This window comes from Frankia sp. EI5c (assembly GCF_001636565.1).
In the GTDB taxonomy this organism is placed as follows: Bacteria; Actinomycetota; Actinomycetes; order Frankiales; family Frankiaceae; genus Parafrankia.
Map to the genome: position 1 here is coordinate 116,293 of NZ_LRTK01000029.1, position 26,365 is coordinate 142,657.

Below are 26,365 nucleotides of genomic sequence, written 5' to 3' on the forward strand. Positions count from 1 at the left end.
CGACAGCGGAGGGCCTCCCCGATGAGGGGAGGCCCTCCGCGTGCCCGAGCCGGGTTCGAGCGCGTCCGAGCGGCCGCGCTCAGGCGCGGTTCGGCCTCGGTCAGCCGGACTAGCTGGCGGCGTGACCGCGGTGCAGGTATTTCAGGTACGCGCCGTTGGTGTAGGTCGACCAGGCGGTCGGACCCTGCGAGGAGCAGACCTTCTTGGCGGCGGCGGCGTTGGCGGACGCGTCATACAGGTTGGTGCTCTTCGTCCAGGGGTGGGCCCAGGTGTTGATCTGCCAGAGGCCGCGGGAGTCCTCGATGCTGGTGGCCAGCCGGGCACTCGGGTTGCCACCGGACTCGGCCAGCGCGATGGCGACCCAGGTGGCGGTCGGCACGCCGCGACAGCCGGAGAGGCCCGCGTTCTTGGCGGCCTGGGCGATGGAGACGTCGGAGGCGGCGCTGGCCGGAGAGGCCGCGATCATCCCAAGGCCGGTGGCGGCGGCCCCCGCCACGGTGATGGCGGCGAGACGGTTACGCAGGCTGCTCTTGGCGGTGCGTCGGATCGACAAGAAGAATGCTTCCCCACGATGCCTACGGAGGCCCGAAAAGGGCACGCGAGCACGCAGCTGATAAGCGTTGCTCGCAACGGAGAATGCTTTTTCGCATCCGCCCGGCACAACCCTGAGGGGTTCTCCGTCTCTGCCCCGCGAAAATGAGAGACGACATGCACCGGAACCGTGGGCAGAAATCGGCATCGGCCCGGTGTTGATGTCCCGCCGGCTTCGTACCCCCGACCGGAACAGGCACGACACTAGGCAGGATCCCGACCCGGAGGCAAATACACAGCGTCACCAGACACGGTCTCGATCGCTGACTGTGGGCATCTCCCGTTCGTCTGCAGGCAGATCAGCGGACGGCCGGTGACCGGCGTCACATGCTGGCCGGCCGCGAGATACCGAAAGCGTGGCCGGGCGGCGCCGGGCCGCGCCGGGCCGCGCCGGGCCGCGCCGGGCCGAGGCCGGGCGAGGGTGGCCAGCCTGAGGCGGCGGTGACAGAACTGTCTGATCGGACGGGCCACACCGAGCGCCGCGGCGGGTCGTGAGGCCCGGAGAGCGACAGCTCCGGGCCGGTACCGGGGCACCACCGCCCCGCCCGCTCCAACATCCAGCCCGCCGCCCGCGGGCACTCGGCCCGCGGCCAGCCGGCCGAGGAACGGCCGCCGGGCCGCCGCACCCGGCGGAACCCCGCCGCAACACCGCCACCAGGGCTTTCAGAGCGTGCACAGGCCCCGAAACAGCCCCCACCCACCCCCACACCGCCCATCCGCGAGTATTCGCCGACAGCGACTGAAGACCTCGTTGCGTCTCCGCTCCCGGAGAGGTTGCGCCCCCTCCACCACCGGGGTTGTCAATACCTCTCCCGAAGAGACACCACGAGGTCTTCAGTCGCCGCATCGCCACACCCGCGCCCGCACCCGAAACGCTGACCGCCACCGTCAGATCACCAACCACACCCACCCGACCCCCTACGCCAGGTACCCACCCGCCCCGCCCGCCGATGCCCTCGGCCAGTCACGAGATCACGATCGCCGCGATCTTCACCTGGCTCGGTAATCCACGAGAAGCCGCCTCGCGGCGGGGCCGAGGTCGTCCCGTTCGCGCCGTTCCGGTCGCCTATTGATTGGAATGCGCTTCATCGCTGCTAATGTCCCCCGGTGGACCGGAGAACGCTGCTGTCACTGCTGAGCATTGGCGCCGCCCAGTTCCTCGTCGGCTGTTCGTCCGGATCCACCCCGCCCGGGCAGCGGACGCCGCAACACCCGCCGCTGGCCGTCGGTCCCACCGCGCCCGCCGGACGGCCGGTACAGGAACGGACACCGCTGGCCGCCGGTCCCGCCGGACCCACCGGACCCGCCGGTCCCACCGGTCCCGCCGGACCCGCCGGGCAGGGGGGCGGCACCGCGGGGCCGACGACCGGGTCGACCGCGCCGCCCGCGGGAAGGGCACTGCCGCCAATCCCCCCACCACATCCCGGCCGCCCGACGGTCGTCTTCAGCGCGCCGGGCCAGACCCGGCGGATCGCCCTGACCATCGACGACGGCTACTCACCCGAGACGGTCGCCGCCTACGTCGCCTTCGCGCAGCGCACCGGAATCCCGATCACTTTTCAGCCGAACGGCGCCTACGAGGACATCTGGAACCGTCATGCCGCCGCCCTGGCGCCGCTCATCGCGGCCGGCCAGGTACAGATCGGCAACCACACCTGGACGCACCGCGACCTGCTCGCCCGCGGGCGCTCGGACGCCGACATCCGGGCGGACGTCGAGCGAAACGAGGAATGGATCCAGCGGACCTTCGGCATCACCAGCCGACCATGGTTCCGCCCGCCCTACGGCTCGCACAACAGCCATGTGGACGGCGTCGTCGCGGAGGTCGGATTCACAAAGATCATGCTGTGGAACGGTTCCTTCGGCGATTCCGCCCAGCTGACCCCGCAGCAGCTGATGGACGAGGCCAGGCGCTACCTCCAACCGGGCACGGTCATGCTCGGGCACGCGNACCGTCCCACCATCACCGGCCTCTTCGACCAGGTCACCGAACTGATCGAACAGCGCCAGCTGGAGCCCGTCACCNTCGACACGATGTTCGGCACCTCCCGCGCCGCCGGCTGACCCGCCCCCCGGGCCGGGCCGGATGACAGTGCCAGGCAAGGTGACAGGGCAGGGAAGGTCACGCCGACGGCTTCCTGAACAGCTGCGGACGGCGGGAGCACCGCCCGGTCGGGACGTTACCCAAGGAGCCGTGGCCGGTTTGCCTATTGTGGCGGCATGGGATCGCTGGGGGATCTGGTCAGGATCGTGTCCGACCTGGTGATGAGAAGTCGCCGCCGGGCTGAGACGCCCCCGACGGCGGCCACACGCAGTGCCCCCGCCCGGAAGCGGGCGGGGGCGTCCCGCACCCGGGCGGAGGTCTCCCCGGGCGAGTCCGGGCCACACGCCACCAGGGAGGTCGATCCGACCCGCCTCGGGCGGGTGCGCATGAGCTACGCACCGCAGTCGGACGGGGCCCCGGATCCCGGCGAGATCGTCTGGACGTGGGTGCCGTTCGAGGAGAACGACGGACGAGGCAAGGACCGCCCGGTCCTCGTGGTGGCCGCCGAAGCCGCGGGCACCTATCTTGCTCTGCAGCTCACCAGCAAGAACCATCAGGGCGAGGGCGACTTCGTGTCCGTGGGCGCAGGCGGGTGGGACGGCGAGCGCCGACCGTCCTGGGTCAACCTGGACAGGGTGATCCGGGTGCACGAGGGCGGGATGCGCCGCGAGTCGACGGCCCTGCCGCGCGAACCGTTCGAGCGGGTCACGGCCCGGCTGCGGCAGCGCTACGGCTGGCGCTAGCACCCGCACCGCGGGCTCGGCCAGTTCATCGGTCCTCCTGAGCAGATCTCGAAACTGCCTGCTCAGCGTGTGCCGTCTGCCAGGCCGGGATGGGATGGGATGGGATGGGATGGGATGGGACAGCCTGGCGGTGATCGCGACGGGGCGCGAGCCCACATGACAAGCGAGCTTGACTAGATGGAAAGTCAACTTTACATTGAACCGATGGTTGACGAGACTCGACAGGACAACGTGACGCGCGACGCCTGCCGGGCGATCATGATCGACGGCATCCCGGTCTCCCTCTTCGGGGCGGTGGCACTGGCACTGGGCAGTTCCCCCGACCAGAGCACCACCGAGAAGGGCTGGTGGCTCGGTGTGACCGGCGCCTTCACGCTCGCCATCGTGTGGGTCCTGGTGCGGGCCTTCCGCCGGGCCGACGAGTACCAGCGCAAGATCCAGATGGAGAGCATGGCGATCGCTTTCGCCGCCGTCCTCGTGGGCCTCCAGACCGCCGTTCTGCTCGACGCCACCGATGTCGTCGCGCTGCGAACCCTCAGCGAGGTCATCGTCATCGGAGGCGTCGGGATCTGGTTCGCCCTCGCGGACCTGCGCACCCGTCTGCACCGGTGAGAAACCGGCTGCGCACGCTGCGAGCCGAGCGCCGCTGGAGTCAGGCCGACCTGGCCGACCGATGCCAGGTATCCCGGCAGACCATCAACGCGATCGAGACCGGACGGTACGACCCCAGCCTGCCCCTGGCGTTCACCCTCGCCGACATCTTCGGCCTGACCATCGAGGACATCTTCTTTCCCGACCGACCCCCGGGTCCCACCGACCCCGCCACACGCCGATGACCGACCATCAGCACGTGGCGGAGACGATGCGCCCCGCCATGCGGGCGTCAGCTCCCCGCAGCGGAGCGCGGGCCCGGCGGCGCGGTCGGGAGATCGGCCGGCACGCCGTTTCGAGAAGGCGCTCGTCGTAGCTGACAGACGCCTCCAACCTGGTATCGCTCTCGGCGGAGCACCGAAAGGCGGTAGCGAGGTCCCCAGATTCGAGCGGTGTTTCGTCCGGGGGCATTGCGGCGCTGGTTCCGCAGGTGCGGCTTTCTGCCCCGCCTGCCAGGCCCAGACCGTCTGGCCGTACCGACACCGATCTGCCCCGTCATTGCCCAGGGCCGGTAGGAAGCGTTCACCTGGACGCGGGCAGCAACTTTCCGTTCCCGGCCACGCTCAGCGGCAGGACCTCGGCGTGATTGTCAATTGACAAGCGAGATTAGTGGTCGTCTCAGGTGGGCGTTCGGGGCGGCGCGGGTGGTGAGGATTCCCGGCGATGTCCATGATGCCGGGCCAGGCACAGGACCGCGATCGCGCGGTTACGCAGGCGGGCCGTGACCTGGGAGCGCTACCGGTTCGTACCCGGCTCTGGTCCTCACCGAAGGTGACGTCGCGGACCCGGTGCGGCCGGTTCTCGACCGGCCGGTGCTCGCCGCGGACGCGGCGAGCCGGGGTCGGGCCGACCTGATGCGTCGGCACGGTGGTTGCCGCGTGGAGGACCTCGGTCCCGGCTGGCCCGCCGGGCAGGCAGATGCCGGGCAGGCCTGTCGCCGGTGCGGAAGCCACGCCAAGCCTCCACGTCGACCGCGGCCCGCTGCCGCGTACCGGTTCCGGGGCAGGACGAGCTCCCCAGGCTCGGCGACCGGGCGAGCGGCTCCACGTGGGCTCCCGCACCGATCGACGCGGTTCTCGCCGGCTGATCAGCCAATACGAACAAGCGCCTAAAATCGCAGGTCACGGCTCGTGGCCGAGTTCTGGCATCCCACAGCCGTTCGCGGTCCACCGCCGCCGCCGCCGGCGCCCGTTCCGCCTTCTCGCCGTCCGAGAGCCGGGTCTCGGCTTCGCCCGCAGCACCTTTACGGGGTTCCCGCGAGACCAGCCATGAAGTCCGGCCTGGCCGGATTCCGTGTCTGCGGCCTCAGGACCTGACAAACTAGGTCGGCAAGGAAGTCCCCCGCGGCCGAGGAAATGACTTCAACAATCCCGACCATGGTGGGTGGCCTGATCGCCCGCGCGGGCACCCCAGCTCCGTCGTCCGTCACGGTCCGTCACTCTGACCGTGGGCAGCCTACCTCCATCGCAGCTGTCACAGAAAGCGGGTGGACGTCGATGCCACCGCCGGTATTGGCCTCTTTCGGCCATCCTCTGGGAGGTCGTATGCACAACTCTGACCTGCAATTATGACGCCCCCGGCGCTCAATTTCCTCGTGGAACGGACGGCGATGCCCTGCGCTCCAGCGAGTACCCGACGCCGCCGTCAGGAAAGCAAGAGTGATCGGTGATCACCCACTTTTAAACGGGAGACAGGTCAAGACGCGATGAATGGCGAGCAGATCCTTATCATGCACGAAGCAGCGCGCTCCTGGCAGCCGAACAAACACGCTGCCGAAGCCCTGGAACACACCGCCGAATGGCTCACCCGCTTCCAGGTGCACACCCCCCGGGCCGAGAGGTATGCCACGCTTTCGGGCTGGGTGTACCCGCTGGCCCCATTGCCGGAGCTGGAACTCGCTTACGATATCCACGCCTTCTTCCGGATCTACGATGATTTCACCGACGACCTGGCGGCGGACATCGGCCGCATCAACGTCATCAGCGCGGAGCTCACCGGGATCCTCTACGGGCGGCCGGCGAAGTCCCCGATGGGGCTGATCTTCCAGGACCTGTGGGCGCGGCAGATCGTCAGCTCGCCGGACCAGTGGGTGGCCCGGGCCCGCGAGCACTGGGAATGGTATTTCAACACGCAGGCCACTTATGCGGCGATGCGGGACCGGCGAATGGACACGACGGTCGAGGAGTATCTGGAACTACGCCTGGGAAACGGCGCGGTGCCGCTGTGCCTGGTGCTCGGCGAGAAGATGAACTTCACCTATCTGGCGCCGCACATCCACCACTGCACCCAGTTGCGACAGCTGCGGAGGCTGGCCAGTGACATCNTCGTGTACTGCAACGACGTCTACTCCTCGGTCCGCGACGCGAAACGGGACGACCCGCGCAACCTGATCACGATCCTCCGTGACCGCGACGGCTGTGACTGGCACGAGGCGAGGGCCCGTTGCGAGCAGGAGATGCGGACGCTCGACGAGTCCATACGCACCACGAAGCAGCGCCTTGACGCGGCCTGTGACGTCCTGCGGTTCACCGACGCGGAACGCGCCCAGGCCCGGATGGGTGCGCGGATCGCCGACGACTGGAACTGGGGTTACCAGGCGTGGGCCGCGGCCAACGAGCTGTTGATGGATACTGATCCGCCGCGCGAGGAGATCTCTCGCATGCTGACCGCGCCGCAGGCGGCCTGACAGCGCGGCGGAACAGCCGGAAGCAGCCGGATGCAGCCGGAAGCGGCCGGCGACAACTGACGGTGCGCCGGAGACAGCGGTTCAGCGCCCGGGAGTCGCTCCCGGGCGCCCCCCCCGGCGGTACCGGCGTCACCCGGCGGTACCGCGGCCGGCCGGCGGGATCTCGCTCGACCGGCTGGCGGTGTCTTGGCCGGCCGGTAACCTAGGGCCGGCCGCGGAACAGGCCGATCAGCGAGGCCCGGAAGCCGCGGCGAGTGTCCGTCCTGGCCTGTCCGCCGGCCTCGGCCACCGCCTCCAGTGCCTCCAGCGCGTGCTTGGCGGCGCTCGGCTCGACCGCGGCGGAGGCCGCCGGGGCGGCTGGCGCGGGCTGCTGGACGGGACGGCGCTGCGGGGCGAACCTGACCGGGAGCGCGTCAAGGCGCCGGGACCAGGTCGAGGCCGTCCAGGTCAGCTGGTCCTCCCGCACCGCGAGGTGCAGGTCGGGCAGCCGGTTGAGCAGCACGTCGACGCCGGTGTCGGTGATGGCGCGGGCGATCTCCTGGCCCGAGCACTCGTGCGGGCCGCGGCTGAACGCCAGATGCGAGCGGTTGCCGTGCATCGGCGCGCCGAGATTCGGGCGGATCTGCGGGTCCGCGTTGCCCGCCGCGATGCCGAGCAGCAGCATGTCGCCCTCGCGGATCTCCTTGCCGGCGAACTGCAGGTCGTGCGTGGCGAACCGGGCCGGGCAGACCAGCAGCGGCGGGTCGTCCCACAGCATCTGCTCGACCGCGTCCGGCAGCGTCATGAGCCCGCCGGCGAGCGAGGCGCGGAAGCGCGGGTCGGTCAGCACCATCCGCAGCGTGTTCGAGACCAGGTTCGTCGTGGCCTCGTAGCCCAGCACGATCACGAGGCGCAGGTGGTTGAGCACCTCCTCGTCGTTCAGCCCCGAGTGGTGCTGGATGAACCACGACGCCAGGTCGTGCGCGGGGACCTTGCGCCGCTCCTCGGTCAGCGACCGCAGGGTGCCGATGATGTACTGGTTGCGCGCGTACGCCTCCTCGCCGCCGTTGACCATGCCGACGATGGCCTCGACCAGTTTCGGCCCGTGCTCCTCCCCCAGGCCGACCAGCCGGCTCAGCACGAGCATCGGCAGGTACGCGGCGAACTGGCTCACCAGGTCAGCCGTGCCGTCCTGGACGAAGCCGTCGATCAGCTGGTTCGCGTAGCGCTGCACGTGCCGGCGGGTGCCGTGCCGGTCGAACCTGGTCAGGCACTCGTTGACGGCGGCGCGCAGCCGCTGGTGCTCCTCGCCGTCGTAGGAGACGACGTCGGGGCGCCAGCCGATGAGCGGGATCAGCGGGTCGTCCGCGGCGATCCTGCCCTCGGTCCAGTCCCGCCAGAACCGGGCGTCCCGGGTGAACCGCATCGGGGTGCGCGCGACCTCCATGTTCTCCCGGTAGCCGAGCACCAGCCACGCGGGGACGCCGCCTTCGAGCTCCACCGGCGCGATCCCGCCGTGTTCCGCGCGGAGCTTCTCGTAGACGGCGCGCGGGTCGTGCTGCGCCTCCGGGCCGTAGAGCGCGGTCAGGGCGGCCCCCTGCCCGAAGGCCGCGTGCGCCGGGCACTCCGGCGGCGGTACCGCCGTGCCCGCTTCCGCGCCCGCTTCCGCGGCCGCTCCGGATCTGCCGGATGTGGAGGTGGATGTCGACATGCCTACTCCGTGGCGGCCGAGGCGGCCACCGGGGCCGCGGAATGGGTGGACAGCCAGTACAGGTAGCGCATGAGGGCCAGCAGGGTGTCCCTGCTCGAGGCCCGCAGGCGCGCGTCGCACGAGACGACCGGCACGGCGGCCGGCAGATCCAGCGCTGCGCGCACCTCCTCCAGTGGATGCACCGGGGCGTCCGGGAAGACGTTGACGGCCACGATGAACGGCACACCGCCCTCCTCCAGCCGCCCGATGACGTCGAAGCTCGCCTCGAGCCGCCGGGTGTCGACCAGCACGACCGCGCCGAGGGCGCCCTCGAACAGGCCCGTCCACAGGAACCAGAAGCGCTGCTGCCCGGGCGTGNCGAACAGGTAGAGCACCAGTTCCTTGTTGATGCTGATCCGGCCGAAGTCCATGGCCACGGTGGTCGCGTTCTTCTGCTCCACCCCGCGGACGTCGTCCACGCCGACGCTGACCTCGGTCATCGTCTCCTCGGTCGTCAGCGGCCTGATCTCGCTGACGGAGCCGACCAGGGTCGTCTTGCCGACGCCGAACCCGCCGACCACGACGATCTTGACCGCGGTGGAGGCCGAAGCGGGCAGCGCGTCCTCGCGCGCCGGTCCGACGGCCGGCTCAGAGCTTCTGGAGTCCATACATCACCGCCTCGAGCAGTTCGCGATCGGGGATCCCGGCGGTGTGCACCGTGGCGCGCACCTCGACGGACGCGTCCGAGAGCAGGTCGGAGACCAGGAGGGTGACCACGCTGAACGGCAGCTTGAGGTACGCCGAGATCTCCGCCACCGACAGGGGGTAGTGGCACATGCGCAGGATGGCCGCGTGCTCCGGCTGCATCTCCGGCCGGGCCGCGGCCCTGGCGACCACGAGGGTGACCAGGTCGACGTCGGCCCGGCGGCGCGAGGGACCGCGCCCGCCGGTGATGACGTACAGGCGCTCGGGACCGCCCTGCTCCCAGCTGGACGACGGGTCGTTGATCGGGGACGGGGTCACCCGGCCGCCCTCTCCTCCATCCGCGGCGGGCTGGTGAGGTGCTCACCGATGCGCGCGACGAGGCTGCGCATCTGCTGGCCCATCAGCCCCGCGTCCACGCCTTCGTCGGCCAGCACCGCGAGGTACGCGCGGGCGCCGGCCGCCATCAGGTAGAAGAATCCGCCGCCCGCCTCGATCACCACGAGCCGCATCCGCCTGTCCCCCTGCGGGAACTCGGCGGCGACGGCGGCGGACAGGCTCTGCAGCCCGGCGCAGGCGGCCGCGAGGCGGTCGGCGGTGTCCACATCGGTGTTGTACTGGGCCATGCGCAGGCCGTCCGCGGTCAGGACGACGACATGCCGGGTGCCCGGCACGCTCTCCGCAAGGTCCTTGAGCATCCAGTCCATGCTCGGCTGCAGGTGGTCCATCGACTACTCGCCTTCCTTGCTCGACGCATCGTCAGTCAGGGCGTGCGTGGGGCTCGTGTCGTCACCGGAGACCGCGTTCTGGAACGCGGCGAGCCACAGTCCGGGCGGCGGGGGCGGCGCGGCGGGAGCGTATGCGTCACTCGATCCGGCCGGCGGCGGGGCAGCGGGCCGCGGCGAACGCGGTGAGCGCGGTGAAGGCAGCGCCTGCGTCGACTGCGGCAGCGGCGGCAACTGCGGCAACTGCGGCGCGGTGAGGCTCGGCTGGCTCCCGCTTCCGCCGAGCGGGGCGGTGGCGCTGCGCCTGCGCTGCGGCAGGCCGTTCGCGGTGGTCTTGATGTTTCGGGGCTCCTCCGGCTGCAGGGTGAGGGCGGGCACCGGTTTGGTCGAGTTCGCCGTGACAGCGGCACCCGGTGTGGCCGCGGACAGCGGCAGGGCGGTCACCAGGTCGCGCGGGATGATCAGCACGGCGCGCACGCCGCCGTACGCCGACGGCCGCAGCGAGACCTGGAAGCGGTGGGCCTGCGCGAGCCGGCCGACGACGGACAGCCCGAGGCGCGGGTTCTCGCCGAGGTCGGCGAGGTCGAGACCCGACTTGACCTCGGCGAGCACCCGTTCGGCGCGCAGCCGGGCCTCCTCACCGAGGCCGACGCCCCCGTCCTCGATCTCGACCGCGATCCCGGACTGCACCTCGACCGCGGTCATGTGCACGCGGGTGACCGGCGGCGAGTACCGGGTCGCGTTGTCCAGCAGCTCGGCGAGCGCGTGGATGAGCGGTTCGACGGTGGGCCCCGAGATGGCGATCTCGACCACCGAGTGCAGTTCGACCCGCTGGTAGTCGGTGATCCGGGACATCGCGCCGCGCAGCACGTTGAACAGCGGCACCGGCTGCTGCCACTGCCGGCCGGGCCGGGAGCCACCGAGCACCGCGAGCGAGTCGGCGAGCCGGCCGATCAGCGCGGTGCCGTGGTCGAGGCGGAGCAGGTCGTCGAAGACGGCGGGGCTGGCGCCGTGCCGCTCCTCCATCTCGCGCAGATCCTGGAACTGCTGGTGCACGATGGCCTGGACGCGGCGGGCGACGTTGACGAACGCGCGCTGCGCGGAGTCACGCAGGTCCTCTTCCGCCTTGACCGCGACGAGGACCGTGCGGACCACGTCGTCGTGCGCCTTGATGAAGGCGGCGCCGAGGGCGGGCGACTGGGCCGAGCCGGACAGCGCCTCCTCGACCGAATCGCCGCGGTGCAGCCGGCTGATCGCGGCGGGCAGCACCTCGACGGCGAGGCGGTGGGTCTCGGCCTCCTGCATTTCCAGGCGGCGGACGAGCTCGTGCTCGGTCGCGGCCTGCCGACGGCGCATCTCGACGATCTCGTACCCGCGGCGCCGGATCTCGGCGCAGGCCAGGCCGACCGCGATCACGGCGGCGAGGCCGCAGACGGCGACGGCGGGCCGGGCCGGCGGGGTGACGAGGAGGATCGCGGCCACCGTGCAGAGCGCGGTCACGGCTGCTGATATCTGGGCACTGAAGACGACGGGCGAGCCGCCTTGCGAGCCACGAGGTGACGGTCGCTTGCGCATCATTCGCAGAACCTTGGTCTGATCGTGGGCGTGTGTCGGTGACCGACGGGGGCCGGGAGACGAGTCACGGGCGCGGCCCACGGAGAGACGGGCACGCCGGCGAAAGACCGACGGCGATGTTCTGACTGGGCACGCGGCCACCTTGCTCAGCGTTTGGATACGGCGGTTCTGACGTCCCTCCGGGACAGGCCAGACGCTATAGCAGGCCGATGATGCGGCGAAAATGAGGCCACGCCGGCCACTACACCCGGGCAACGCGCCGGCGCCAAACCGAGTCGCTCGCTACGGGCCGGTAAATTATTGGCCACCGGAATGTGGACGGTCGCTCAATTTCCCACCGCCGGTTTAGCGCGCAAGCAATTTCCCCATCTGCCGGTCATGCATCGCGCTACGGGTCGCCCGGCTTCCAGAGCGCACGGGCCTCCACCTATTTGCCCAGGTCAGAGCATTATTACGCATCGTGCTATGTCGGCCCAGCTCCCACTCCGATGTTTCCTTCGCCCTGACCGCGAACGCACCGGGTCGGCCCGGAGGTCATCCGCCTCGGGCGGTCGGAGAGGCGGCCAGGGCGCGGGCCGGCGGGCCTGTGCGGCACTGCGCTGTTCGGGCCGCAACCGGCGCACCCGCGGTCGTGCGGATACCACCGGACAGGTGCCGGTCAACCAGTCCGGGCCTCCGGAGAGGCTGTGCCCGCTCGGCCACCGGATGCTTGCCCTAAGGGCGCAGGGCGCGCAGGAAGAGGCGCACGGCGGCTTCGATCCGACGGTCAGCCTCGGCCGGGTCGGGTACCACGCCGAACGAGGCGAGCCGGGCGGGTGCGCTGGAGACCATGCCGATGTAGAGGTCGGCGAGCGTCTCAGGGGTGTCGGTGAGCGTGATCGCGCCGGTGGCCGCGTGCCGGCACAGCAGATCAGCCACCAGCCGTTGGCGCGGCGAGCCGCCGGTGGCGAGCTGGCTTCGGCGGGCGAGTTCGGGGAAGCGGTCGTTGTGGGCGATCGCGATCCGGCTGACTTTCACCATCGCCGGGTCGAGTGCGCGGCGCAGTGCCGCCTGGCCGATCGCGGTCAGCGCGCCCTCCAGGTCGTCGAGGTCAGGCGGCTCAGGCTCCGGCAGCGGCCAGTCGGGCCGGGCCATGGCCCAGCTGAACACCGAGGTGAACATGGCGTCCTTGCTCGGGAACCGCGCGTAGAGCGAGGCCTTCGTCGTCCCGACAGCCTGCGCGATCGCGTCCATGGAGGTGCCCTCGTAGCCGTTCTCCAGGAACAGCCGCAGCGCGTGCTCGCGGACATCGCGGTCGAGCCGGGCGGTCTCCTCACGGGTCGGCCGGCCGCCGCGGCGCGGCGTCGGCCGCGCCGCGGCCGGTGGGGATGCCATGACCGCCAGTCTGGCAGACCTCGCGACGGATCCATCGATAACTAGACTCACCGGTTGACTTAAAACTAGACTCACCAGATTAGTAACCCGGTGTCGAGCCCCCGCCTGCCTCACACCGGGCCCAGGCGCTGCCGGCCCGCGGCAGCGACTTCAGAGGAGGGGCGTCACATGTCCGCGACGATCAGGACGACCAGCCAGCCCGCCACACTCAGCGAGGCCGTCGTGGCGGCGCTCGACGCCCGCTTCCAGCAGCGCCGCCAGCAGGTGCCGGTGCTCGCCCAGCGCGCGAAGGCCCAGGGGGTCGAGGAGATCCGGTCCGCCGAAGACGTGGTCGGTCTGCTGTTCCCGCACACGACCTACAAGAGCTACCCGGAGACGATCGTCTCGAAGGGGCGGTGGAAGCAGCTGAACCGCTGGCTCGACTCGGTGTCGACGTACCGGGTCGACGTGGGCGTGGACGGCGTCGAGGATCTCGACGGCTGGATCGCGCGGCTGGAGGAGCACGGCCACCTGGTGTCCAGCTCGTCCGGCACGTCCGGCAAGGCCTCGTTCCTCAACAAGACCATGGCCGACCGCACGGCCACCGGTCAGAACCTGCTCGACAGCCTGACCTGGCTCGGCATGCCGCCCGCGAGGGAGTGGCACATCGTCCCGGTCGGGCCGGACTCGGGGATCAGCTCCGCGGCGTACATACGCGACGTCTTCCTGGAGAACTACCGCCGCCCCGACGCGCTGCCGCTGCCGGAATCGAAGCCGGTCACCGACCACCACAAGTACATGGCGCGCCTCGGCGCGATGCGCCGGGCGATCGCCGACGGGACCGCGTCACCGGGCGAGGTCGCCGCCTTCGAGGCCGAGGGCGCGGCTCGGCAGGCCGCGGTCGAGGAGCGGCTGGAGTTCCTGGCCGAGCAGGTCATCGCCCACAAGGACGAGAACATCTTCTTCAACTCGATGTTCCCGATGCTGTACCGGCTCAACGAGATCCTGCGGGACAAGGGCGTCAAGCCCGGCGACCTCACCGGCGCCAACGGCCTGCAGGTCGCCGGCGGGCTGAAGGGCATGACCCTGCCGCCGGACTACCGCGAGCGCATCTTCGAGCTGCTCAACATCGACCCCGGGCGATTCCTGCACTACTACGCGATGCAGGAGGTCAACCTGCGCAGCCCGAAATGCCTCGCCGGCCGGTACCACGTGCCGGAGGGCCTCCTGTTGTTCGTGCTCGACAAGAACGGCGAGACGCTGGAGCCGCTCTCCGACAGCCAGGTCGAGGGCCGGGCGGCCTTCTTCGACTTCTCCGTCGACGGACGGTGGGGCGGCACCATCAGCGGCGACCGGATCCGCGCCGACTTCGGCACCTGCCCCTGCGGCCGGGCGGGAACGACCGTCTTCGAGGACATCACCCGCTACAAGGACCTGCCCGACGGGGACAAGATCACCTGCGCCGGCACCATGGACGCCTACGTCCGCGGCTTCATCGACAACTGAGGGAGCGGCACGTGACCATCACCGAGCCCACCGCAACTCCGCCCGCCACTCCCCCCTCCCCCGGCCTGGCGCCCTCTGCGCCGGCGAAGCCGGGAAAGGGCAAACTGCGGGTTCCGCACGTCATTCGCGGCCGGGTCGTCTGGGGCGACGACGTCGAGTATCTGTCACGCGACTTCGGTGTGCCGTTCGTGACGCCGCGGATCGACTTCAACGAGTTGATCACCCCGCGCACCGAGCAGGGCCCAGCCTTCGACGTGCCCGTCAGCGACATCATCGACTACCTCGTCGAGGTCGCCCAGCACCTGGACCTCGAGAAGAACCCTTACCTGCAGGAGTCCCTCGAACTCACGGCGCAGGTCGGCCAGATGCCCCGACGGATGATCGAGAACACCTTCCGCCGGCCAGGCCAGTTCCTCACCAGGCAGGCGATACAGTTCCGCCTCGAGACGACCTTCCGCGACCCGCGCATGCTCGACGGCTGGGTGGCACACACCGATCCGCACGGCCGGACGACCCGGATCCGCGCGTTCCCGCCACGGCTCGTGCACATGCTGGCCGGCAACTCCCCGTCCGCCGCGATGACGTCGATCGCGGACGCGGCGCTGGTCAAGGCCATCAACGTGTTCAAGCTGCCGTCGGCCGACCCGTTCACCGCCGTCGCCGTGCTGCGCACGATGGCCGACATCGACCCGGACCACCCCGTGCTGCGCTCGATGTCGGCGGTCTACTGGCGCGGCGGCGACGCCAAGATCGAAAATGTCCTCTACCGCGCCCAGTACTTCGACAAGATAATCGGCTGGGGTGGCGGCGCCGCCATCAACAACATCATCAAGTACACCGGACCCGGCTTCCATCTGGTCGCCTTCGACCCGAAGGTCTCCATGGCCGTCATCGGGCGGGAGGCACTCGCGGACGACGAGACCATGCGCCGGGTCGCCGAACTCGCCGCGGCCGACGCCACCGCGTACAACCAGGATGCCTGCCTCGCTCCTCGGCACATCGCCGTCGAGTGCGACGCCGACGACGCCGACGAGCTGGCGCGCCTCGACCGGTTCTGCGCGCTACTGCGCGAGCGCCTGAACGTCGACCGCGAGTTCGCGAGCGCCATCGGCCCGGCTACGCCCAGTGAAATCCGGGAAGCAGTCGACGGAATGCGGTTCCTGGAACCGGAATACCGGATCTGGGGCGAGTACGACGGCTCCGGCCTCGTCGTCCGCTCCCCCGAACCGGTCGACTTCCACCCGACGAACAAGACCGTCAACATCATCCCGGTCGCCTCACTGACCGAGGCGACACGCTTCGCGAACGTCGCGACGCAGACCGTCGGCGTCTACCCGCCGGAACGCAAGGCCGAGATCCGCGACCTGCTCGCCACCGCCGGCGTGCAGCGCGTCGTCCGGCTCGGCAGCGCGATGACCGGCACCATGGGCAACCCCCACGACGGCATGTATCCCCTGCACCGGTTCGTCAACTGGGTTGCCGATGACGACGCCTGACCTTCCCGATGCCGGTCCCGCGACCCGCACGAAGCGTGTTCCCACGATCGCGGGTCCGCAGGAGTCCGTCTGCCGCGACATCTACTCCGCCTTCCGAGAAGCGGGCGGACCTTTCGCCGACACGGCGAACAACTCCGCCGCCGGCGAAAGCGAGGAAACCGTCGGACGCACCCGAAGCGATCGTCACCCGGGCGGTTCCGGCCGGGTCGTCGGGCGCGGGCACCGGCGAGGAGATCCGCCTGTTCGCCGCGCGTGGTTACGGGCGGTCTTCGAAGGTGGCCTCGCCGCCGCGTACTTCGAACGATCCAGAATCCAGAATCCCGACAGCCGTCGGCCCTCAGTATTCCCTCCACGGCGAACAGGACATTTTTCGGCTTTCCGCGCCGGCGCAGCGGACTCTCCTCCGGCAACGCATTCCAGCCCGTCTTGTCATTGATCCGATGATCGTCCAGAGTATTCGTATGGATTTCATGGGGCGGGCCCGGAGGCAAACGGATGAGAAGTCCGCGCTCGCGGCTCTGCGCGGCGGCGCCCAGGAGGTGTCCGAGCTGCTCGCGACGGGGCTGACCGGTGCGGCCTGCGAGTCAGCGCTGAGCGGTCTCGTTCCCGCGGCACGGGACCACCTCGATCAGCACAGGTCGATGACGGCCTCCGTACCGAACGCGCTCTGGGCATGCGGCGAGGCCGCCTTCTCCAGGGGTGCGCTGGACCTGGCGGCACCGCTGTTGTTGGGGGCCGCGCGGTGCGCTCTGTTCACCGAGGGCGGAGCCGGCCAGGGAGAGCTGGTCCACTCGTCACACCGGATGACGCTCGCCTCGCTGCAGGCGGTTCTGGACCTCGCGAAGCAGCGGAAAACCCTGAACGAACTGCCCGCAGAACGCAAGCTTGAATTGATCAACTCCATGAACTGGCCCTACCTGCGGTCACCGACGGAGATGTTCAAAGGTGTGGCCGACCTGATCTCGATGTTCTATCGCACCAATGACCAGAGCTTCCGGCTGATGGCGATCGCGCTCGGCACCGGGGCGCTCGATCTTGAGCCGTTCATCCCCCCGCAGGACCTTGACGGCCGGCTGGCCGCCCAGGAGACGAGGTTCTGGCTCGGCATCGTGATGTCCGCCAGCGAACTCGTCCCGTATGAGAGCGTTGACGAGCAGCTGCGGCAGGGGCTCTCCCGGATCGCCGAGATGGACCAGCCGGGGGTGGTCCTCGACGGCGGTTCGCTGGCACGCGCTCTGAACGCGCTCAAGTTCCTGTTGTTCACCACCGGCAATCTCAGCCCCCTCATCTCCCTCGAGATGGCCTTCGACGGCCTGGACGGGATCGAGCAGCTCACGCTGGAGGTCCCCGATGATCCGCTGCTCCAGGCGGGCCTGCGCTCCCGGATCCGGCTGCGCTGGCCGGTGGCGAGCGGCTTCGGCCTTCGCCTCAGCAGCGTGCTCCACACTCTCGACACGAATGAGCGCACGCGACTTCAGGATCTGATCGATCGAACGCACGACGACGGCCCGAACTGAGCGGCCCGCCCGGTTCTGCGGCCCGCCCGGTTCTGCGGCCCGCCCGGTTCTGCGGCCCGCCAGGTCCTGCGGCCCGCCGTTTCCGCGCATTCTTGCGCCCGGCCCTGGCGGCCGGGCGTTGCACCTCACGGTGCCCCCGCCCCCAGCGCCCGCGTGCCACGAGAAGCGCCGCGAGCAGTCGCGCGCCGACGCCGTAACGCCGGTGGCCGCCGTCGACAGCCATCCAGCGCAGCCGCCACCCGACCTCGCCCCACGGCGGCCGTGGCACTCACCCGAGCTACGAATTCGAAAACGCTAACGTCTGGAGAGAGGCAGCCGGACGGCAGGCGGAAGCGGCGCCAGGACGGGGTTCGCCTGGAACGACTGGAGCATCAGGGCGGCGAAACGCCGCGATGCCGCCACCCGCATCTCAGGTGACTCGACGCGGATGCCTTCGTTCGCCATCAGCGCCAGGCTGATGTCCGCCAGCACGAAATCCCTCCGCAGGCCGCCGGCTTCCTTCGCGCGCCGCACCAGTTCGAGCAGCAGCCGCAGCGTGTGATCACGGTGCGCGGCGAGGTCGACCCCCTCGGGAAGCTGTGACGTGAACGCGCGCGCGAAGCCTCGGTCGAGGGCATGCATTTCCATCAGCCTGTCGAGCACGAGGCAGAACCCACGCCACGGGTCGCTCGCGGCCAGGCCCTCCTCCACGACCTCCGAGCAAAGGGCCATCTGCTCGGCGAATGCCTCGGCCAGCAGAACGTCCTTGGTCTGAAAGTGCCGGTAGACGGTCGCGACACCGACGTCGGCACGCCGGGCGATCTCCCTGATCGGCACGTCGAGGCCGTCGGCGGCGAAGGCCGCGCGAGCGACCGCGAGGATGCGCTCCCGGTTGTCGCGGGCGTCCGAGCGGAGCTTCGCTACCACTTGAGCCGGCACCTCTCTCACTTTAGCCAACCGGACGGGGTGCTCCGTTACGGTCGCCGCATGAGATCAGTTCAGTTCACCGAATACGGGCCGCCGAGCGTCGTGCACGTCGCCGAGGTGGCGGCGCCGCACGCCGGCCCGGGCGAGATCCGCGTCGCCGTGCGGGCCTCCGGGGTCTCGGCCGGGGAGATGCTGCTCCGCTCCGGGGAGATGCGTGCCGTGCTGCCTGTGACGTTCCCGTACCGGACTGGATTCGACGCCGCGGGTGTGGTGGACGAGGTCGGCGACGGTGTCACGGACGTGGGTGTCGGCGACGAGGTGTTCGGCTGGGCCGATGCGGCCACGCGTGGCGCCAATGCCGAGTTCGCCGTCCTGGTCGCCTGGGCACCCAAGCCCGGCGCGTGGAGCTGGGAGGAAGCGGGCGGCGCCGCGGGCCCCGTCGAGACGGCCACCCGCGTCCTCGACCGGCTCGCGGTCGGCGCCGGGCACACCGTGCTCGTGCAGGGCGCGGCCGGTGGGGTGGGCACCGTCGCCGTCCAGCTCGCGGTCGCCCGCGGCGCCGCCGTCATCGGCACGGCGAGCGAACACAACCACGATCTCCTGCGCTCCCTCGGCGCGGAGCCGACGACGTACGGGACGGGGCTCGTCGAACGGGTCCACGCGCTGGCGCCGACCGGCGTGGACGCGGTGTTCGACTGCGCCGGCGGGGCACTGCCAGACCTCCTCGCCATCGCCGGCGACGCGGCTCGGGTCGTGACGATCTGCGACTTCACCGCCCCGGCGCACGGCGTGCACATGTCCCACGGCGCGCCGGTCGACGAGACGGGAACGGTCCTCGGATCCGGCGCCGATCCGCTGGCGTCGCACGGCCTCGCGATCGCGGTCAGGCTCGCCGGCGAGGGCCGCCTGCGAGTGCCGGTCGCGGCGGCGTTCCCGCTCGCCGCGGCGGCGGCGGCGCACGAGCTGAGCGAAACCCGGCACGCCCGCGGACGGATCGTGCTGATCAGCTGAGGCGGCACGCCACTGGGGCGGCACGCCGCTGAGGAGGCCATACCTGCCCCGAACCGCCACCTTGATCCACGGGAGATCACCCACGATCGAGATCGCGAGCGGCGGCACCGACCGCTGCCGTCTACGGGCGACGCCGGGCCCAGTGGCGGCAGTGGCTGGCCCGAAGACCGCGGTGACAGAGCCCAACCCGAGGCCGGGTGACATACCTGTCTGATCGGACGGGGCGCCCCGGGTGCCGAGGCGGGTCGCGAGGCCCGGCGAACAACCGCTCCCGGCCGGCATCGGGACACCGCACCCCAGTCCTTCCGACGCCCAACACCTCGCCCGCGGACACCTCGGCCCACGGCCACCCGGCCGAGGCACGGCCACCGGGCCACCGCACCCGGCGGAACCCACCACAACGCCGCCGCAACGCCGCCACCAGGGCTTTCAGCGGGCGCACAGGCCCCGGAACAGCCCTCACCCACCCCCGCGCCGCCCGTCCGCGGGTGTGCGCCGACAGCGACTGAAGGGCTCGTTGTGTCTCCGCTCCCGGAAGGGTTGCGCCCCCTCCGCCGTCGGGGTTGTCAATACCTCTCCCGAGGAGACACGACGAGGTCTTCAGTCACCGCATCGCCACACCCGCGCCGCCACCCGAAATGCTGACCGCCACCGTCAGATCACCCGCCCGCACCGGCCACGGATCCCCGCACCGGCGACAGATCCGCCCCACCGGCAGATCCGCCCCACCGGCAGATCCGCCGCACCCGCAGATCCGCACCGCCCCGATCAGGCGCTGCCCAGATCAGGCGCTGCCCAGATCCGCCAGGCGGCTGATGCTCAGCCGCGCCTGGACCGCGGCGCGCCGTCTGCCCGGAAGCGGCTGAGCACTGGTAGGACCGTCGCCCGCAAGGCAGTCTGGACCTCCTCCGACGACCCCTCGGCCGAGACGACGGCGAACGACGGCGCCTCCGGCATGGAGCGGTACGCGTTGTCGAAGGCGACGAGGTAGTCGAGTTCCTCACGGTCACGCCCGCGCTGCTCCACCCGCAGCTGCGCGAGCCCCGCCGGGACGGACAGATAGCAGACCAGGTCAGGCGCGGGGAAGTGGCGGAACATGGCACGCACTCGACGTTCGCCACGGTCGCCGCGGGCACGCATGATCGCGTACTGGCAGTAGGCGTAACGGTCCATCACCGCGACGCGGCCAGTCAGCCAGGACAGCGCGAGCGCCCGGCCGACCGCCACCCAGCGCACGGACGCCTCGACCACGACGTAGGCGCGGCGGCCGAACAGCGCCCGCCCGTCCGCGCGGCCGAGCCGGCGGGCCAGTGCATCCCAGATGGGGCGACCGCCGGCGTTCTCGAAGTAGCGGGCCGGCACGCCCTGCCCGTTCAACCAGGTCGCGAGCCGTCTGGCCTGGGTCGTCTTACCCGACCCGTCCACCCCGAGCAGCGCGATGATCGGCGGGCGTCGCATCGGACAAGCGTAGATGTCGGAGCAGCCTCGGCACGGGCGTACCGATCGGCGAGGAGGCGTCCTCGGTCAGGGCGAGACGTGCGCAGCGCCGGTCAACATGCCCGCCGCTCCCCGTGGTTCCACCCCGACATGCACGCGGAGGGCCCTGTTTTCAGGACCCTCCGCGTGTTCGTGCGTCGAGCGCTAGGAGGCGGCGTAGCCGCGGCCCAGGAACTTCTTGTAGGAGCCGTTGGTGTAGGCCGACCAGGCGGTCGGGCCCTGCGCGGCGCAGACCTTCTTCGCGGCGCGGGCGTTGGTGACCGGGTCGTAGAGGTTCATGCCCTTCGTCCACGGGTGGGCCCAGGTGTTGATCTGCCAGAGGCCGCGGGAGTCCTCGATGCCGGTGGCCCTGGCCTTCGTGTTGCCGCCGGACTCGGCCAGCGCGATGGCGACCCAGGTGGAGGTCGACACGCCGCGGCAGCCGGACAGACCCGCCTGCCTGGCGGCCTGGGCGATGGAGACGTCGGAGGCGGCGCTGGCCGGAGAGGCAGCCAGCAGCCCGAGACCGGTGGTGAGGGCTCCCACCATGCCGACAGCGGCGACACGGTTACGCAGGCTGCTCTTGGCGGTGCGTCGGATCGACAAGAAAAACACCCTTCCACGACACCTACGGAAGCCCGAAAAGGGCGCGTGAGACCTTTGGCCGACAGGCCCGACCCACAGCGGAGAATGCTTCGTCGCATCCGTCCGGCACAACCCCCGAGGGGTTCTCCGCCTCTGCCCCGCGCGAATGATGGACGACATGCACCGGAGCCGTGGGCAGAGGTTGGTGTCGGCCCGGTGTTAAAGGCCCCGTGCGGTTTCGTTCTCCCGACCGGAGCGAGCACAACGTTAGGCACAGCCCCACCCCGACGGCAAACACTTTCCGTAATCAGCCGCCGACCCGATCGTTTACTCTGCGCATTCTCTGTTCACCCTCAGGCAGATCCTCGGCCAACTTGTGACCGGCATCACAGATTGGATTGCGATTGAACGTCGAATCGTGACCGGCCGGCGCCGCAGAGCACCGAATCTCGACGTCGACCACCGGCGCCGCATGACTGCGGGTCACGGAGTGGGAAGCCGACGGCGCGGCGCGGCGCGGCAACGGCCGAGCGGCTCCCGATGCTCTCCTTCGACGGCGCGCGACCCCGCGAATCCCGCAGGCCGCAACCACCGCAACCACCGGCGGCACCGGCCCGCCGCCCGGTCAGGGTGTCGTCGGCGCAGACGCGACGGCCAGGTACAAGAGCGCCGACCTGATGAGCGGAGCCTTCGCGCGAATCTTCGGGTACAGCCGCNGCCTGAACGCCACCCGCCATCCGCGCGCTCCCTGCCCATCCAGGTTCGGGACGTCCGCCAGGTCCTTGAAGTCCTGCACGTCGCGCCGGCTGGTCATGGCACTCCTCGGTTCCGCCGCTTCTCTCAGGAAGTACGGATCTGTCGTCCACTCGGGCCCCCGGACGCTCAGCGGGAGGTCATCGTGATCCCCCGCGACCACGAGGGCCGGCCTGGCCATGTCCGCGAAGCTCGGGTTCCTCAGCCACGGGAAGTTCTCGGCCGCGAACGGCGTCAGGTCGGCCCCGCCCCGCCCGGCCGTGGCGAGCAGGACGCCCGCCGAGATCCGCGGGTCGGACAGATCCTCCGGCTCCTCGCCCTCCTGATCCGGGACCCGCAATCCCAGCAGGATGCCCGCCGTCTGGCCGCCGAAGGAGTGCCCGGCAGCGGCGACACGGCTGCGGTCCAGGCGCCCGGCCAGGCCGGGAACGGCGGCTTCCAGGAGATCAAGATGATCAAGAATGTGCTTCATGTCCGCAACCCGGAAACGCCACAGCCGTGGCGTGCGGGGATCGCCGGGCCGAAGACCCACGGTCCTGGAGTCGAGGTGAGTGGGCTGAATGACCGCGAAACCGTGAGCAGCCCAGAAGTCGGTGAGCGGGCCGTAGCCGTCCAGCGATGATCCGAAGCCGTGGGAGAAGACGACAACAGGAAGTTCCCGCCCGGTGACGGGAGCTGACACCCGCACCGGGAGGCCCTGACCACGGCTCGGGTCCGGTATCTCCACCGGTTTCACCGAGACGATTGGCGCGGGTGCACCAAGGGCATCAGCAACGCCGCCGCGAACTGGCGAACAGGGAGACGCTGCCAACCCCAGTGACGCATGACGACCGGCCGTCTCCGGGCATGCCGAGGTGGCGCTGAGCCGCGACCACGGGTCGCCCGACCGGCGGGCCGCGGGAACGAGCAGCAGTTCCCCGCTGGGCGCGCGGTCCGCCGTCCGCCGCGCCTGCTCCGGCGCGGCATCGCGTCCGCGCCGCCGGGCACCCCGAAGCACGCCTGATCACCGACCGGAGACAATCGATCCGATCGTCCGCTCTGCCGCGTCAGGCCGTGAACAGGGTGCCCGCGTCGTAGACGAGCAGGCCGTCGTCGCGGAGGCGCACGCCCGAGGTCACGTGATGTGGATCGGTGCGGCCGTCGTGGCGCAGGTGGAGCACCTGGGCGTCGCGGGCCAGCGTGACGAAGTCGGCGATCATGCGGCGGTGGCAGCGCCACCACACGGTCTCCGCGCACATCACGGCGGTCCGGGCCGTCCGGGCCTCGTCGAGCAGTTCGTCCACCGCCTGGGTGAACTCGGGCGCGCGCATCCAGGCGGCGTAGCCGGCGAACGCCCGGTTCCTCAGCGCCGTGTCCGGAGAGTCCGGCGGCGCGGCGCGCCGGCCGCCCAGGCGTGGCTCCCAGCGGTAGGCAACTCCGGCCGCGGGCAGCCACCGCTCCATCCGCTGCCGCGCCACCTGCGGATTGTGCCGGCTGCCCGGCATCGACCGGACATCCACCAACAGCGTGACCTCGGCATCCTGCAGCAGCCCGGCCAGCTGGTCCTCGGACAGCGTGCCGTGGCCGACGGTGAGCAGAAACAGCCCCTGTGTCACCCGGCAGGTGTACCCCGACCGCGGCACCGACCAATGTCCACACGCGTCGCACCAACCACGAGGCGCCACCGATCAGCCTCCCGCATCGCATCGCGGGACTCGCTTCGGGCCCTTGGCGCTGCACGTCCGTGTCACTGAGCGTTGATCGCGAGCGCAACCCCGCTCACGAATCGGCCCGGCTCAACGCGGAGCTGACGGATGCCGGCGTTATCCGCGCAGCTCTGGCCGCCCCAGACGGCACCATTCTGGATCATTGCCGCGAACCCAGGCGCTCCAGATATCGACAGGTCGGCACAGTAGCGGGCAAGTAGGCACGGAGTAGACGCCCGAAAGGCCGACGTTCCTGCCCGTTTTCACCGGCACGTCCAGATCTGACCGCAGCCACCTCCTCGCGGTTTATCACACAACTCGTGGGTACGCCGCCGCCAAGCGAGAGATGATCCCGAGATCCACAAAGATTCACGGGGGGGAATATGGCACCGCCAGTCGACAGCATCAAGGATTCAACTATAGCCGTCATCGGCGATCCAGCATGCTTCTGGGCCGTTCTTCCAGTAGACGACGAAGGACACTGGTCCGGCACCGAAGGAACCTCTGGTGCACTCGAAAGAAGCGCCAAGACCTACGCGGTTGAGGCGGGCTCCCTCCTCGTCCACAATCTCCTGACCGGGACATCCCCAGGCGACAAAAGCCCTTATATTGATTTTAATCGGGATACTGACAAAGTACTCGAAAGCGAGAATCTACATCATTACTACGGTGCGCTGAAAAATTACGAAAATTCTCGCGGCGACCCACATAAGAAGAAGATTCGCATATCGCATTTTTCGGGCCACCAGCTCGGCAGTAAGCGGACTCGTACGCCCGCCGAACCCGAGAAACTCGGACATGAGGACTTCGACACACTCGTCGTGTGCGACCTTGGCCTGAGCAAGAGCTTCTCGTGGCCACACTCCCCGGGGGGGTGGACGCTCCTCGAAATCAATGGAGCACGAATCGAAGAGCGTGCCTCGCTCAAGAAATTCAAGGACGCCCACTCCGAAAACGTGGTCCCGAACACAGCAGCCATTTTGGATGTGGGTGCCCTACGGCGAGCCGGCTGGGAAATCAGTGCGGATCTCTCCTGGGAGAGATCCACACTGGACCTACTAGCGGAGTTCGAGAAGCATCGCCGCCGTGCGACTGACCCTGGAGACCTCGGCCTCCAGAAGTTCGAGTTCGTCGTCTGCACCTTCCGTCAGGCAGGCGCATTGATGATTCATAACCTTGATCACGAGGAAACAGGAACCCTGTTCTTCCACCCGGACGTGACGGAGGGGAGTTTCGACCAGAAGAATCGTGGTTCGCTGTTCGGGCTGACCTCGGTCATCTGCGCCGCAGTCGCCGACGAGCTGCATAGAGTGCAACGACCCGAAGCCGGTAACATCGAGGCAGAAACAAACCCCAAGGATGCAATCAGAAACGGTATAGCGCGANGGCTGGCCTCGGGGAGAAGGGCGTTTGATGCTGGCTTCGGGCCTCAGGAAAGATGTGACTGCAACCCCGACATGCCGGCCCACGAAAGAGATCTTCCGTATCCTATTCAAAGAATTGACGACATTGAGAACGTATCAATTGGAGAGATATTCGTCAGGCTCCCGAGCAACTATGAAGCCAGGCAGGGATGGACAATACTGCAGGCGAAGTACTCCGAACAGGAGATCAAGAAGTTCGCGGTTCCCGTGGCGGAGAACGGTGTCGATGCACTGAAAAAGAAGATGGTTCCGTACTGCCAGCTCGGAGAACTCCTTACGGTCGACCGGGAGGAGATCGAGGATCTTCGCGCCGTAATCAAACTCATACGGCGGTACCTGCAATCCAGAGAAGGCCCGAGTGACGCCTCCCAGATACCACCGTGCTCTATTGTCATCCTTGGCCCGCCAGGGACCGGCAAAACGTTCTCAGTGAAAGAGATAGCTAAGAGCCTTCAACACGACGTCGGAGAGCATAAACCGCTAACATTCAACCTCTCACAGTTCAACTCGGTCGACGATCTCACCGATGCGTTTCTGAGGGTTCAAGAGAGGCGCCTGTGCGGCGCGGTTCCCTTTGTCCTCTGGGACGAATTCGACACAGAACAGAACGGCCGCGAACTCGGGTGGCTCCGACAGTTTCTCGTGCCAATGGAAGAGGGCCGATTCAAGCGCGGCGATACGTGGCATCCAGTTGGTCAATCCATCTTCGTGTTCGCGGGGTCGAGTTCCGAGACTTTCTCAGAACTCCAGGAGAGGGCCGACAATACCCCTAACGCCAAGGCGACCGATTTTCTGAGCCGGGTGGACGGATATCTCGATCTCAAGGGCGTAACTACAGAGAAAGGAGAGGTGACACCGGACCGCGTTCTGGCCCGCGCCATAATCCTGAACAGCCTACTAAGAAGAACGAAAGTATCTGGACTCGCTACCAGTTGATGTAGGCGAGGTGGGGATCGCCGAAGAATCCCATGACGAGGCCCGGGTTTTCCTGGANCCTGCGGAGCGCCGCGAGAACATTGGAATACAGGTCCGAAACCGATGTGATCATTTTTCGGCCGACCTTGGCGGTCTTGACGTTGTTCCAGACCCATTCGTCTGGGTTGGTGTCGGNGGCGTAGGGAGGGAGGCGGAAGATGCGAAGTCGTCCTTGTGTACTGGTAACGAACTCGCGGACGGCCTTCGAGTCGTGGTATTTGACGCCGTCGACGATGAGAAAAACTTTTCCGCCGTCGTCGTGGAGCAGTTTCGAGCAGAACTCGATGAAGAC

The 26,365-nt window shown here is 69.2% G+C and carries 21 protein-coding genes and 6 pseudogenes; 12 read left to right on the forward strand and 15 right to left on the reverse strand.

Features of this window, described 5'->3' with window-relative positions:
* Positions 1 to 109: 109 nt before the first annotated feature.
* On the reverse strand, positions 110 to 553 hold the full coding sequence (locus UG55_RS15585; RefSeq protein WP_083986841.1) for a transglycosylase SLT domain-containing protein: 444 nt from the start codon (positions 551 to 553) through the stop codon (positions 110 to 112).
* Between the two features lie 1,145 nt (positions 554 to 1,698).
* Between UG55_RS15585 and UG55_RS15590 the strand changes: the two genes are divergently transcribed.
* The 6 genes and pseudogenes from UG55_RS15590 to UG55_RS37680 all read left to right on the forward strand — a co-directional run.
* Positions 1,699 to 2,541: polysaccharide deacetylase family protein (locus tag UG55_RS15590; RefSeq protein ID WP_242424523.1), on the forward strand; the 843-nt coding region annotated here is incomplete at its 3' end.
* A 270-nt stretch (positions 2,542 to 2,811) separates the two neighbouring features.
* Positions 2,812 to 3,378 carry a type II toxin-antitoxin system PemK/MazF family toxin gene (locus UG55_RS15595; protein ID WP_066069041.1) on the forward strand — a complete coding sequence of 189 codons (567 nt, stop codon included), beginning with the start codon at positions 2,812 to 2,814 and terminating at the stop codon, positions 3,376 to 3,378.
* A gap of 204 nt (positions 3,379 to 3,582) precedes the next feature.
* The gene (locus tag UG55_RS15600; RefSeq protein WP_242424525.1) at positions 3,583 to 3,990 is read left to right on the forward strand and encodes a hypothetical protein; all 408 of its coding nucleotides are present in this window, start codon (positions 3,583 to 3,585) and stop codon (positions 3,988 to 3,990) included.
* A complete protein-coding gene (locus UG55_RS15605) occupies positions 3,987 to 4,214 on the forward strand; it encodes a helix-turn-helix transcriptional regulator (protein ID WP_066069046.1) in 228 nt (75 codons plus the stop codon). The genes UG55_RS15600 and UG55_RS15605 overlap by 4 nt, the downstream gene beginning before the upstream one ends.
* Positions 4,215 to 5,734: 1,520 nt before the next feature.
* Positions 5,735 to 6,352, forward strand: a pseudogene (locus UG55_RS37675) (hypothetical protein); the annotation flags it as partial.
* Position 6,353: 1 nt separating this feature from the next.
* Positions 6,354 to 6,715, forward strand: a pseudogene (locus UG55_RS37680) (hypothetical protein); the annotation flags it as partial.
* A gap of 202 nt (positions 6,716 to 6,917) precedes the next feature.
* Here UG55_RS37680 and UG55_RS15615 read toward each other — a convergent pair.
* The 7 genes and pseudogenes from UG55_RS15615 to UG55_RS15640 all read right to left on the reverse strand — a co-directional run bounded on the left by UG55_RS15615 (position 6,918) and on the right by UG55_RS15640 (position 12,760).
* Positions 6,918 to 8,405, reverse strand: a complete 1,488-nt coding sequence (locus UG55_RS15615; protein ID WP_066069052.1) for a cytochrome P450 — start codon at positions 8,403 to 8,405, stop codon at positions 6,918 to 6,920.
* Positions 8,406 to 8,407: 2 nt separating this feature from the next.
* On the reverse strand, positions 8,408 to 8,762 hold a 355-nt coding region (locus UG55_RS37685; protein ID WP_242424527.1), incomplete at its 5' end, for an ATP/GTP-binding protein.
* Between the two features lies 1 nt (position 8,763).
* Positions 8,764 to 9,052, reverse strand: a pseudogene (locus UG55_RS37690) (ATP/GTP-binding protein); the annotation flags it as partial.
* Complete coding sequence (locus UG55_RS15625; RefSeq protein ID WP_066069058.1) at positions 9,033 to 9,407, reverse strand: DUF742 domain-containing protein; 375 nt, start codon at positions 9,405 to 9,407, stop codon at positions 9,033 to 9,035. The pseudogene UG55_RS37690 and the gene UG55_RS15625, both read right to left, overlap by 20 nt.
* Positions 9,404 to 9,814 (reverse strand): roadblock/LC7 domain-containing protein, encoded by a 411-nt coding sequence (locus UG55_RS15630; RefSeq protein WP_066069062.1) that lies wholly within the window; start codon positions 9,812 to 9,814, stop codon positions 9,404 to 9,406. The genes UG55_RS15625 and UG55_RS15630 overlap by 4 nt, the downstream gene beginning before the upstream one ends.
* 3 nt (positions 9,815 to 9,817) lie before the next feature.
* Positions 9,818 to 11,389, reverse strand: coding sequence for a sensor histidine kinase KdpD (locus UG55_RS15635; RefSeq protein ID WP_066069065.1), 1,572 nt, complete (start codon positions 11,387 to 11,389; stop codon positions 9,818 to 9,820).
* 711 nt (positions 11,390 to 12,100) lie between these two features.
* On the reverse strand, positions 12,101 to 12,760 hold the full coding sequence (locus tag UG55_RS15640; protein WP_066069069.1) for a TetR/AcrR family transcriptional regulator: 660 nt from the start codon (positions 12,758 to 12,760) through the stop codon (positions 12,101 to 12,103).
* Positions 12,761 to 12,928: 168 nt separating this feature from the next.
* Between UG55_RS15640 and UG55_RS15645 the strand changes: the two genes are divergently transcribed.
* The 3 genes from UG55_RS15645 (at position 12,929) to UG55_RS15655 (ending at position 17,258) form a co-directional block, all read left to right on the forward strand.
* Positions 12,929 to 14,245: a hypothetical protein gene (locus UG55_RS15645; RefSeq protein ID WP_066069072.1), complete on the forward strand. Its 1,317-nt coding sequence runs from the start codon at positions 12,929 to 12,931 to the stop codon at positions 14,243 to 14,245.
* A gap of 11 nt (positions 14,246 to 14,256) precedes the next feature.
* A complete protein-coding gene (locus UG55_RS15650; RefSeq protein ID WP_083986843.1) occupies positions 14,257 to 15,741 on the forward strand; it encodes an acyl-CoA reductase in 1,485 nt (494 codons plus the stop codon).
* A gap of 275 nt (positions 15,742 to 16,016) precedes the next feature.
* Entirely contained in the window at positions 16,017 to 17,258 is a 1,242-nt protein-coding gene (locus UG55_RS15655) for a hypothetical protein (RefSeq protein ID WP_157901519.1), read from the forward strand.
* 294 nt (positions 17,259 to 17,552) lie between these two features.
* Here UG55_RS15655 and UG55_RS15660 read toward each other — a convergent pair whose 3' ends face one another.
* Positions 17,553 to 18,176 (reverse strand): TetR/AcrR family transcriptional regulator, encoded by a 624-nt coding sequence (locus UG55_RS15660; protein ID WP_066069080.1) that lies wholly within the window; start codon positions 18,174 to 18,176, stop codon positions 17,553 to 17,555.
* A gap of 48 nt (positions 18,177 to 18,224) precedes the next feature.
* Here UG55_RS15660 and UG55_RS15665 point away from each other — a divergent pair, with 48 nt between their 5' ends.
* Entirely contained in the window at positions 18,225 to 19,175 is a 951-nt protein-coding gene (locus UG55_RS15665) for an NADP-dependent oxidoreductase (protein ID WP_066069083.1), read from the forward strand.
* Positions 19,176 to 19,994: 819 nt separating this feature from the next.
* On the opposite strand, the gene UG55_RS15670 is transcribed toward UG55_RS15665, so the two are convergent.
* The 4 genes and pseudogenes from UG55_RS15670 to UG55_RS15685 form a co-directional block, all read right to left on the reverse strand.
* Positions 19,995 to 20,633 carry a thymidylate kinase gene (locus UG55_RS15670; protein ID WP_066069086.1) on the reverse strand — a complete coding sequence of 213 codons (639 nt, stop codon included), beginning with the start codon at positions 20,631 to 20,633 and terminating at the stop codon, positions 19,995 to 19,997.
* A gap of 183 nt (positions 20,634 to 20,816) precedes the next feature.
* Entirely contained in the window at positions 20,817 to 21,266 is a 450-nt protein-coding gene (locus UG55_RS15675; RefSeq protein ID WP_066069092.1) for a transglycosylase SLT domain-containing protein, read from the reverse strand.
* Between the two features lie 796 nt (positions 21,267 to 22,062).
* Positions 22,063 to 22,800 (reverse strand): annotated as a pseudogene (locus UG55_RS15680) (alpha/beta hydrolase family protein); the annotation flags it as partial.
* Positions 22,801 to 23,035: 235 nt separating this feature from the next.
* Positions 23,036 to 23,584 (reverse strand): DUF488 family protein, encoded by a 549-nt coding sequence (locus UG55_RS15685; RefSeq protein ID WP_242424530.1) that lies wholly within the window; start codon positions 23,582 to 23,584, stop codon positions 23,036 to 23,038.
* 473 nt (positions 23,585 to 24,057) lie between these two features.
* On the opposite strand from UG55_RS15685, the gene UG55_RS30090 reads away from it, so the two are divergent.
* Both UG55_RS30090 and UG55_RS47370 read left to right on the forward strand, forming a co-directional pair.
* Positions 24,058 to 25,059 (forward strand): hypothetical protein (locus UG55_RS30090; RefSeq protein WP_206779378.1); only part of this gene is annotated, 1,002 nt, incomplete at its 3' end.
* Between the two features lie 282 nt (positions 25,060 to 25,341).
* A complete protein-coding gene (locus tag UG55_RS47370; protein WP_396230925.1) occupies positions 25,342 to 26,034 on the forward strand; it encodes an AAA family ATPase in 693 nt (230 codons plus the stop codon).
* A 58-nt stretch (positions 26,035 to 26,092) separates the two neighbouring features.
* Here the strand turns inward: UG55_RS47370 and UG55_RS47375 are convergent.
* Positions 26,093 to 26,208: pseudogene (locus UG55_RS47375) on the reverse strand (IS630 family transposase); the annotation flags it as partial.
* A 1-nt stretch (position 26,209) separates the two neighbouring features.
* Positions 26,210 to 26,359 (reverse strand): annotated as a pseudogene (locus UG55_RS47380) (transposase); the annotation flags it as partial.
* Positions 26,360 to 26,365: the final 6 nt, after the last annotated feature.

Excerpts from the sequence above, each read along its gene's own strand:
- UG55_RS15595 (WP_066069041.1), top strand. The coding sequence starts at position 2,812 with ATGGGATCGCTGGGGGATCTGGTCAGGATCGTGTCCGACCTGGTGATG.
- UG55_RS15640 (WP_066069069.1), bottom strand. The coding sequence starts at position 12,760 with ATGGCATCCCCACCGGCCGCGGCGCGGCCGACGCCGCGCCGCGGCGGC.
- UG55_RS15630 (WP_066069062.1), bottom strand. The coding sequence starts at position 9,814 with ATGGACCACCTGCAGCCGAGCATGGACTGGATGCTCAAGGACCTTGCG.
- UG55_RS15665 (WP_066069083.1), top strand. The coding sequence starts at position 18,225 with ATGAGATCAGTTCAGTTCACCGAATACGGGCCGCCGAGCGTCGTGCAC.
- UG55_RS47370 (WP_396230925.1), top strand. The coding sequence starts at position 25,342 with ATGGTTCCGTACTGCCAGCTCGGAGAACTCCTTACGGTCGACCGGGAG.
- UG55_RS15645 (WP_066069072.1), top strand. The coding sequence starts at position 12,929 with ATGTCCGCGACGATCAGGACGACCAGCCAGCCCGCCACACTCAGCGAG.
- UG55_RS15615 (WP_066069052.1), bottom strand. The coding sequence starts at position 8,405 with ATGTCGACATCCACCTCCACATCCGGCAGATCCGGAGCGGCCGCGGAA.
- UG55_RS15635 (WP_066069065.1), bottom strand. The coding sequence starts at position 11,389 with ATGATGCGCAAGCGACCGTCACCTCGTGGCTCGCAAGGCGGCTCGCCC.
- UG55_RS15670 (WP_066069086.1), bottom strand. The coding sequence starts at position 20,633 with ATGCGACGCCCGCCGATCATCGCGCTGCTCGGGGTGGACGGGTCGGGT.
- UG55_RS15600 (WP_242424525.1), top strand. The coding sequence starts at position 3,583 with ATGGTTGACGAGACTCGACAGGACAACGTGACGCGCGACGCCTGCCGG.